The 8191-nt window shown below is 28.4% G+C and carries 6 protein-coding genes and 2 pseudogenes; 6 read left to right on the top strand and 2 right to left on the bottom strand.

Features of this window, described 5'->3' with window-relative positions; all coding sequences use genetic code 11:
- Positions 1–96: 96 nt before the first annotated feature.
- Positions 97–1065, top strand: a pseudogene (locus tag BM384_RS13355) (FAD-dependent oxidoreductase); the annotation flags it as partial.
- A gap of 336 nt (positions 1066–1401) precedes the next feature.
- Here BM384_RS13355 and BM384_RS13350 read toward each other — a convergent pair.
- Complete coding sequence (locus BM384_RS13350) at positions 1402–1641, bottom strand: hypothetical protein (RefSeq protein ID WP_090014342.1); 240 nt, start codon at positions 1639–1641, stop codon at positions 1402–1404.
- A gap of 204 nt (positions 1642–1845) precedes the next feature.
- On the opposite strand from BM384_RS13350, the gene BM384_RS13345 reads away from it, so the two are divergent.
- The 5 genes and pseudogenes from BM384_RS13345 to BM384_RS13325 all read left to right on the top strand — a co-directional run.
- Positions 1846–4500, top strand: a complete 2655-nt coding sequence (locus BM384_RS13345) for an AAA family ATPase (RefSeq protein ID WP_242946037.1) — start codon at positions 1846–1848, stop codon at positions 4498–4500.
- A gap of 258 nt (positions 4501–4758) precedes the next feature.
- The gene (locus BM384_RS13340) at positions 4759–5919 is read left to right on the top strand and encodes a pectate lyase family protein (protein ID WP_207650725.1); all 1161 of its coding nucleotides are present in this window, start codon (positions 4759–4761) and stop codon (positions 5917–5919) included.
- A 232-nt stretch (positions 5920–6151) separates the two neighbouring features.
- Positions 6152–6373, top strand: coding sequence for a hypothetical protein (locus BM384_RS13335; RefSeq protein WP_090014339.1), 222 nt, complete (start codon positions 6152–6154; stop codon positions 6371–6373).
- 143 nt (positions 6374–6516) lie between these two features.
- Positions 6517–7449 (top strand): polysaccharide deacetylase family protein, encoded by a 933-nt coding sequence (locus BM384_RS13330; RefSeq protein ID WP_242946036.1) that lies wholly within the window; start codon positions 6517–6519, stop codon positions 7447–7449.
- 110 nt (positions 7450–7559) lie between these two features.
- Positions 7560–7751: pseudogene (locus BM384_RS13325) on the top strand (rhodanese-like domain-containing protein); the annotation flags it as partial.
- A gap of 37 nt (positions 7752–7788) precedes the next feature.
- Here BM384_RS13325 and BM384_RS13320 read toward each other — a convergent pair.
- The coding region (locus tag BM384_RS13320) for a transposase (RefSeq protein ID WP_139232119.1) at positions 7789–8191 on the bottom strand (403 nt) is incomplete at its 5' end.

Genomic DNA, 8191 nt, shown 5'->3' with positions numbered 1-8191 from the left:
AGTGTTATATCAAACTAAAGTAGTATGTGATTTATTCACTACCAAATAGGACACGTTGAATAAGGAAGAATCTCAATATGGGTATATTTGTCCATATTTCGAGTAGCAGCAGTAAAATTTAATAATCAGGCACAGTTTAACCCATTAAAATTTCTTCATAATATAGCTGAGGATTTAGTTATTTATGAAAATACTAAAGCTATAGAAATTAAAGATAATTTTGTACTTACAGATAAGGGAAAAATAGAAGCAGAACATATTGTAGTAGCTACATATTATCCAATTATGAATATGCCGGGTTTTTATTTTTTGAAAATGCATCAGGAAAGATCTTATGTACTTGCCCTTGAAAATGTTAAACCTATAGATGGTATGTATATAGATTATGATAAAAATGGATATTCTTTTAGAAGCTATAAGAATTTAATTTTGTTTGGTGGAGAAGGTCAAAGAACAGGTGAAAATAAGACAGGTGGCAGTTATGAAAGACTTAAAAAGGCTGCTAAAGACATATTTCCTGAAGGTAAAGTTAAGTATGAATGGTCTGCTCAAGATTGCAAGACTATTGATGGAATACCTTACATAGGACAGTATTCTAAAAAAACACCTAATATATATGTTGAAACAGGTTTTAATAAATGGGGAATGACTAGCTCCATGGTATCAGCAATGATAGTTTCAGATATGATAATGGGAAAAGAAAATAAATTCTATCATATATTTTCACCTTCAAGATTTGATTTATCTTCATCCATAAAGAATATTGGAAAGGATATGGCTGAAACTTCAGTTAACTTTATTGCAGAAAAAATGTATATTCCAGCTATTCAAGTGCAGCATCTTAAAAAAGGTCATGGTGGAGTTATTGAGTATGAAGGTAAAAAAGCTGGGGTATATAAAGATGAAAATGGAGAAATACATGTTGTTTCAACTAAGTGTTCTCATTTGGGTTGTGAACTTGCATGGAATCCAGATGAGCTTACATGGGATTGTCCTTGTCATGGCTCAAGATTCACTTATGAAGGGAAACTTATAGATAGTCCTGCTATAAAGAATATTAAATAAGTTAAAATTAAGATGGCTTGTTTAGATACTTGCAAGCCTTATTACTAATGATACTCAATATATTTTGTGTTATTCAACATGATAATCTTTCATAAATAAATGTTGTTATATTTACTTGATATTAATTAAGATATAATTATACTTTTTATTTTTCAGTTAAATCATATAAAAAGTCTACATTATATCCATGTGAATATAACTTCTTAAATTTCACCAACATTTATTTAGTAAAGACCATTATATATGTATTTTCATTTTTATAGAAGGATTTTTTGAAATTGATTAGTCCTAAGTACAGTAAAAAGACTGCCGCATTTTTTAAGGCAGTCTTTTTTACTAATAATTTATTTCAGCAGGTTTTACTTTGTTTATATCTTCCTGAGTACATGGAGTTACTCCATATGTCATGCCACATTTAGGGCATTTATCTACAAGAGTTATCATCTTAAAAGTTTCTCCGCAAGAACAAGTAATATTGTGAGGAGAAGTAAGTTTTTCATTAGCTTTTCCTATTTCTCTAACCTTATCTACTATAGCTTTACCATCTTTCTCATGTGTTCCGCATCCGCAACTCATATAAAAAGCCTCCTTTTATGTATAATTATTATTTTAATTGTATTTTATAACATTTAATACAAGAAAAGCTGTAACAAATGATACATATTATGTAATTTAAATTTTTCTATTGAAAATTAAGGTTAATTTAATATATACTGTACTTTGTTATATAAATGTTTGGTATAATTTAATAATATGGGGAAATAATTCATAAAGGGAGCAATGAATAGTAAGATGATGGAGTATGTAAATCTTTTTGATAATACACAGTTTAATAAAATAAAAAAAGAAATAATGAGTTACGGTGATTATAAAAACTTTAGTGAATGCACGTTACTACTTGAAAAATCAATTGAATGTTTTCCAGCTCATCCAGGATTATATTATTTATTATCAGTTATATATGTTAATGCAAAAGAATATATAAAGGCACAGGAAAGCTTTAAAAAGGCTGTGATTCTTGATAAGGATAAAAGAGAATATTTTAGCCTTATAAGTATGTATTTTTTAGGTATTAATGATATTGAAAGTTCCTATAGCTATGCTTATAAAGCTTATCAATTAGATAAATATGACATTGATGCTGTTATTGTTCTTGGTAGAATTGAATATCTTCATAAAAATTATGAAGAATCTTTAGCCTTTGCAGTAGAGGCTATTGAAATAGATGATAAAAATTATAGAGCTTTAAGACTTATTAGTGATATCTATATAGTTATAGGTGCAGATAGCACAGAAACTTTAGAATTGTTATATAGAGCTAAAGAATTTGGGGATGATGATAACTTAAATCTAGACATAATTAAAGTTTTGTATTGTGATAATAATTATTCAGAGTGTTTAAGGGAATGTAAAAAAGCAATACTTAATTGTCATGATGGTTATGCTGCTATTAAAACTTCAGAATATGTTAGTAATATATATGAAAAATTTGTGAGTGAAGAAACTACTTATATTTTAGATAAAGTACCTTCCATAGAGTATGAAGATATTAGCACTGATAAGCTAATTAAAGATGATTTTATTAATCCCGTTATAGATAAAATAAATAAAATAATAGATGTTGTAGATATAAAAGAAACTAATAATATACTTAATGAAAATCTAAAAATCAAAGAGGATAAAAAAGAAGAGATAGCTGTAGATAATAATGAAAAAACTGAAGCTTTAGAAGAAGTAAAAGAAGAGAAAAAAGGAATATTACAAAAAAGAAGAGAAGAGCGCAAAGAGGAAAAGAGAGAAACAGAATCTCTTGAAGAGGCCTTAGAAAAATTAAATTCCTTAACAGGTCTTGAAAATGTAAAAAATGAAGTAAATAAAATTGTTCAGCTTGTTAAGTATGAAAAAAATAGAGAAAAGATCCTTGAAATTCATAAAGATATAGAAAAATCTTATCATTTTCTATTCCTTGGAAACCCTGGCACAGGTAAGACTACTGTAGCTAGACTTATTGGAGATATTTTTTATTATCTTAGTATCCTAGATAAGGGGCAGCTTATAGAGGTTGATAGAAGTGATATTGTTGGAAAGTTTGTTGGAGAAACTGCAAAGCTTACTAAAAAGGCTATAGATAGGGCAATGGGTGGAATTTTGTTTATAGATGAAGCCTATACTTTAGCTAAAGGAGGAAAAGATAGCAATGATTATGGAAAAGAAGCTATAGAAACTCTTCTTAAAGCTATGGAAGATAGTAGAGGAAAGTTTACTGTTATTTTAGCTGGATACACTAATGAAATGAGAAATTTAATGAAGCTTAATCCAGGCCTTGAAAGTAGAATTAATCTAAAGATAATGTTTGAAGATTATACAGATAAAGAGCTTTTAACAATTGTAGAAAATATGGCAGGTAAAGAGGACTATACTTTAACTAAAGATGGAAAGGAATCTTTTATTAAGAAAATTAGTACACTAATGATTGATGAAAACTTTGCTAATGCTAGAAGTGCAAGAAATATACTTGAAGATGCAGTAAGAGAAAAGGCCTTTAGAACAGGGGATAAAGTATGTTCTAAAGAGGAACTTACAACTTTAAATTCTGAAGATTTTGGAGTAGACTTAAGCTTTACAGCAAGAGATGATATAAAGGAATTAGAAGAAGAATTAGATTCTCTTGTAGGTCTTACTGAAGTTAAGTACATTATTAAAGGAATTCTAAATAGCTTAGAGCTTAATCATAAAAAGGAGCAAATGGGAATAGAAACTAGTGATATGTCTCTTAACATGATTTTCTCAGGAAGCCCTGGAACAGGAAAAACTACAGTTGCAAGAATTGTAGCTAAGCTTTTAAAGGCTATGGGAATCTTAAAAAAGGGACAGATGGTGGAAGTAACTAGAAGCGATCTTGTAGGTGAATATGTTGGACAAACTGGACCTAAAACCTTAGAAAAGATAAAAGAGGCATATGGAGGAGTATTATTTATTGATGAAGCCTACAGTCTTGATGGTAAAACTGCTAATGACTTTGGAAAGGAAGCTATAGCTACTCTTATTAAAGAAATGGAAGATAATAGAGATAAGTTTGTTGTAATTATGGCTGGATACACTAAAGAAATGAAGAATCTTTTAGATGTTAACCCAGGCCTTGAAAGCAGAATAAAGTTTAATGTTGAATTCCAGGATTATAATAAAGAAGAATTATTAGAAATCTTTTTAAGATTATGTTTAAGTGAGAATTATAGTATATCAAAGAAAGCTTATAATAAGCTTCAAAAAGTTTTTGATGAAATAATTCTTAAAAGGGACAGAAATTTTGGTAATGGACGTCTTGTTAGAAAGATATTTGAAGATATAAAGATGAGGCAGGCAAATAGGGTTATTAAAGAAAATATTGAAGATAAAAGAGATATTCTTAGAATAAAATCAGAGGATATACTTTAAAATTTATTGCATAGCAGAAAAAGATGGTCTTTATACTAAAAAGTATAATAAAACCATCTTTTTGTTTTAGCAAAAATAATATAAAATTTAATTTTATATTAGATAGAATAAATTGTATTTTTTTGAATACGTTTTATATACTTGTTGTTTTTTAAGAAAATAACTAATTAAAAAGAAAATTGTCAAAATTGGATAAATCTGATATAATGTATACAAGTTAATTGATACCGATTACATAAAATGAAAGAAGATGATATTATGGGTAAAAAAAGTATTGTAAATAAAATAATAGCTGGAACTTTAATGGTAGCTGCAGTTTTTACAGCAGGCAGTATAATTGATAAACCAAAAACAGTATATGCAGCAGTTCAAACAGGAGGATTCTCCACAGCAACAGGATCTACAGAAAGTGCAGTAACAGTAACTAATCTACAGCAATTAGAAAATGCTTTTAAACAAAGAAAACATCATATTGTAATTTCAGGACATATTTATGGTGGTCCAGCACTTAAAACATTTACTTTTGCAGATACAGGATGGAATAATACAACTATAGAAGGTAAGCCAGGAACTAATGCAACTTTAGAAAATATTCAATTAAAGTTCGATGGTGAAATGCTAGCAAATGATGTTAATATAAGCAATATAGTTGTTAAGAATATAAATTTTAGAGGTAAAATATCTGATTTACAAAGACTTTCAGGAAAAGAAATAGTTCCAGGAGGAAGTGGAACTAATTACGAAGGGGTTTCTCTTAGACGTATAACAAACTGCTTAATAGATCATTGTACAATGTTTAATATGAGTGATGATTTAATGAGTATTGCTTTAAAATCAGATAGAGTAACAGTTTCATACTGTCATTTCTATTTTACAAATGAGTGGCTTAAAATGAATCCAAATCCATTATGGAACTGGGTTGGTAAATATCAAGATTTAGCTTCTGAAAGACTTGCAATAGTTATTGGAGCTAACGCTAATGATTCTTATGAATATGGTGGACATAAACTTCGAGTAACTATGCATCATAACTGGTTTGGTCCAAATATGAAGGGTCGTCCACTTATGAGAGGTTATGTACATTTATATAACAATTACTTTGATAACAGCACTACTCCTGATGGTCAAAATTCAGTAGGATCTTCACAAAAGCAATACAATGCTAATCAAATTGGAAGCGGAAGTGTAATTTATTCAGAAGGAAATTACTTCTATAAAACTAACCAAAGTAATCAAATTGGCCTTGATAAAGCAACTGATAAATATTCATTCTATGAAAGAGATAATTACTATAATCAAACAACAGGAAATTCAGCTACTGGAACTTATTTCTCAAATAAGTCTTTTGGATATGGATATACATTAGATTCAGTTAAGAATGTTCCAAATATAGTACAAGCATCTGCTGGTGTAAAATAAAGCAATATAAAAAGAATAAGAGACTTAAAGGATGATTCCTATAATTAGTAGGAATCATCTTTTTATGTGTGAGAAAGTAAATTTTACAAAACTGTAATTTTTTTATGTTAACATAATATATATAGTAGAGGTGAATGTGAAAATAAATATTCATTTTTTTGAATAGGTACTGTTAAAATAATGGTAATAATAGTAATATGTATTGTGAAAGTAATTTTAAGAGGTGAAAGTAATGATTACATTAATTGGAATTTTGGTTCTTATAGGTATTATTACAGGGATAAAAACCACATACAAATTAATCGCTAAATTAATATGGATATGTGTAGCCTTTGTAATAGTAACTACTCTTTTATCAACAGCATTTGTATTTTTAAAAGTATTGGTAAAGGTAGCTGTGGCAGCATTATGTTTAAGTATAGTTGCAGGGGGAATAAAAAAGCTTCTAAATTAATTATCCATTAAATATATAGCATATGTATATTTATAAAATATATAAGACATATTTTTAAAGTATTTTTGCAATAGTTAGATTACTGTTATAATGAGAATGTTAATGAAATTAAAAAAATATTAAATAAATGGGAGAGAAGAGAATTGAGTAACAGTAAATTTAATAAAAAAGCTGTAATATTGATAGCTGTTATGTTACTATTAGCAGTTTCAGGAGGAGTTTTTGCAGCAAACAAATTAGTCCAAAAGAAGGTCGTTGAATCTGGAGTTACTAATGAAACAGAAGAAAATACTGAAGAAAATACTATGGTGCAAACTGAGGATAACAAAAGTAATAATAGTTCTAATAATGCTAATAATGATGCAACTAAATCTAGTAACACAGAAGTAGAAGATTCTGCTTACCTTGAAAAGTATATAGGGCAACAAGTAAAAGGTGAAATGCCTGATGGAGCAGATGGTAAAAAAGTAGTTTATTTAACTTTTGATGATGGACCATCTACAACTGTTACACCTAAGATTTTGGACATACTTAAAGAAGAAGGGGTTCATGCTACATTTTTTGTTGTTGGAAAAAACGTTGAAGCTGACAAGGAATTAGTAAAAGAGGAATATGAACAAGGTAATACAGTAGGAATTCATTCTTATACTCATGATTATGATTATTTATTCCCAGGAGGACGTATAAATCCTCAAAATTGTATGTCTGATTTCCAAAAGACACAAGATGCTATACAAGGCGTTCTAGGAAGTGATTATAAGGTAAGAGCCTTAAGATTTCCAGGAGGATACTATAGCTGGGAAAAGAATGACTATGCTAATGCTCAAGAAGTAAATAAGGAAATGCATGCAAATGACTGGCATCAAATTGATTGGAATGCACTTTCAGGAGATGCAGAAGGTGGATCTAAAAATGCTGAACAGCTTTATGAAGAAGCTGTTAAAACTATAGGAAATAGAGAAAAAGCAGTAATTCTTATGCATGATACTTATGGTAAAGAAGCAACAGCAGAAGCTCTTCCAGATATAATTAAATATTTAAAGTCTCATGGATATGAGTTTAAAACTATTCAGTAAAAAATACAGTAAAAGGTACAGTGGTTTATGTGCTTTTTACTGTATTTTTAATTAGATTAGGTATATAATTAAAAATGAAAGAAAAAGTTTTTACAAAGGAGGAAGAAAAGATGAGTGAAGGTAATGTAAAGAGTATAGATGTTAATGATATTGATGATTTATTAGGAAAAATAAATCTAATAGATATAAGAGAAACTTTTGAATATAAAACTGGCACTCTAAAAACAGCAGTAAATATTCCAATGTCAGAACTTTTAGCCTCACCAGAAAAATATATGAATACAAATGAAGAGTATTATATTTGGCTCAATTATGAAATAAAGTGATAAATAAAACTAGCTATTCAAATATAGGTGGACGACCTTTAAAATTCTTGATTTTATAAGGATGTTTACCCTGTATAAATAACGGATATTCCTGAATTTCATCAAAAATATATTTAAATAAGGATAAATAATTAGCTAAGTATTTAGTTGAAACTCCTCTATAGACAGAGATAAATCTTTTTATATTGCTGTGAATACTATTTATTCTTTGAATGTTAAAACCTTTGAAACTATGTTTTCCTTTTGGAATGGTTATATGATTAAGCTTACAATAGGAAGACAAAGTTTTGTATGAATATAAACTATCAGTTATAAAAATACTTTTAGGATTAATTATTTTACCTACACTTCTTATAAGATCGTTGCTTGATGGCTTTCCCATGGCAATTGGAGCAACATAAAAATCATTGTTATCA

Source organism: Clostridium sp. DSM 8431, assembly GCF_900116755.1.
Taxonomy (GTDB): Bacteria; Bacillota; Clostridia; order Clostridiales; family Clostridiaceae; genus Clostridium.
The sequence above is the reverse complement of the archived record's forward strand: the minus strand, read 5'-3'. Positions and strand labels throughout refer to the sequence as shown.

Coding starts and splice junctions, on each gene's coding strand:
- BM384_RS13345 (WP_242946037.1), top strand. CDS start 1,846: ATGAATAGTAAGATGATGGAGTATGTAAATCTTTTTGATAATACACAG.
- BM384_RS13340 (WP_207650725.1), top strand. CDS start 4,759: ATGGGTAAAAAAAGTATTGTAAATAAAATAATAGCTGGAACTTTAATG.
- BM384_RS13350 (WP_090014342.1), bottom strand. CDS start 1,641: ATGAGTTGCGGATGCGGAACACATGAGAAAGATGGTAAAGCTATAGTA.
- BM384_RS13335 (WP_090014339.1), top strand. CDS start 6,152: ATGATTACATTAATTGGAATTTTGGTTCTTATAGGTATTATTACAGGG.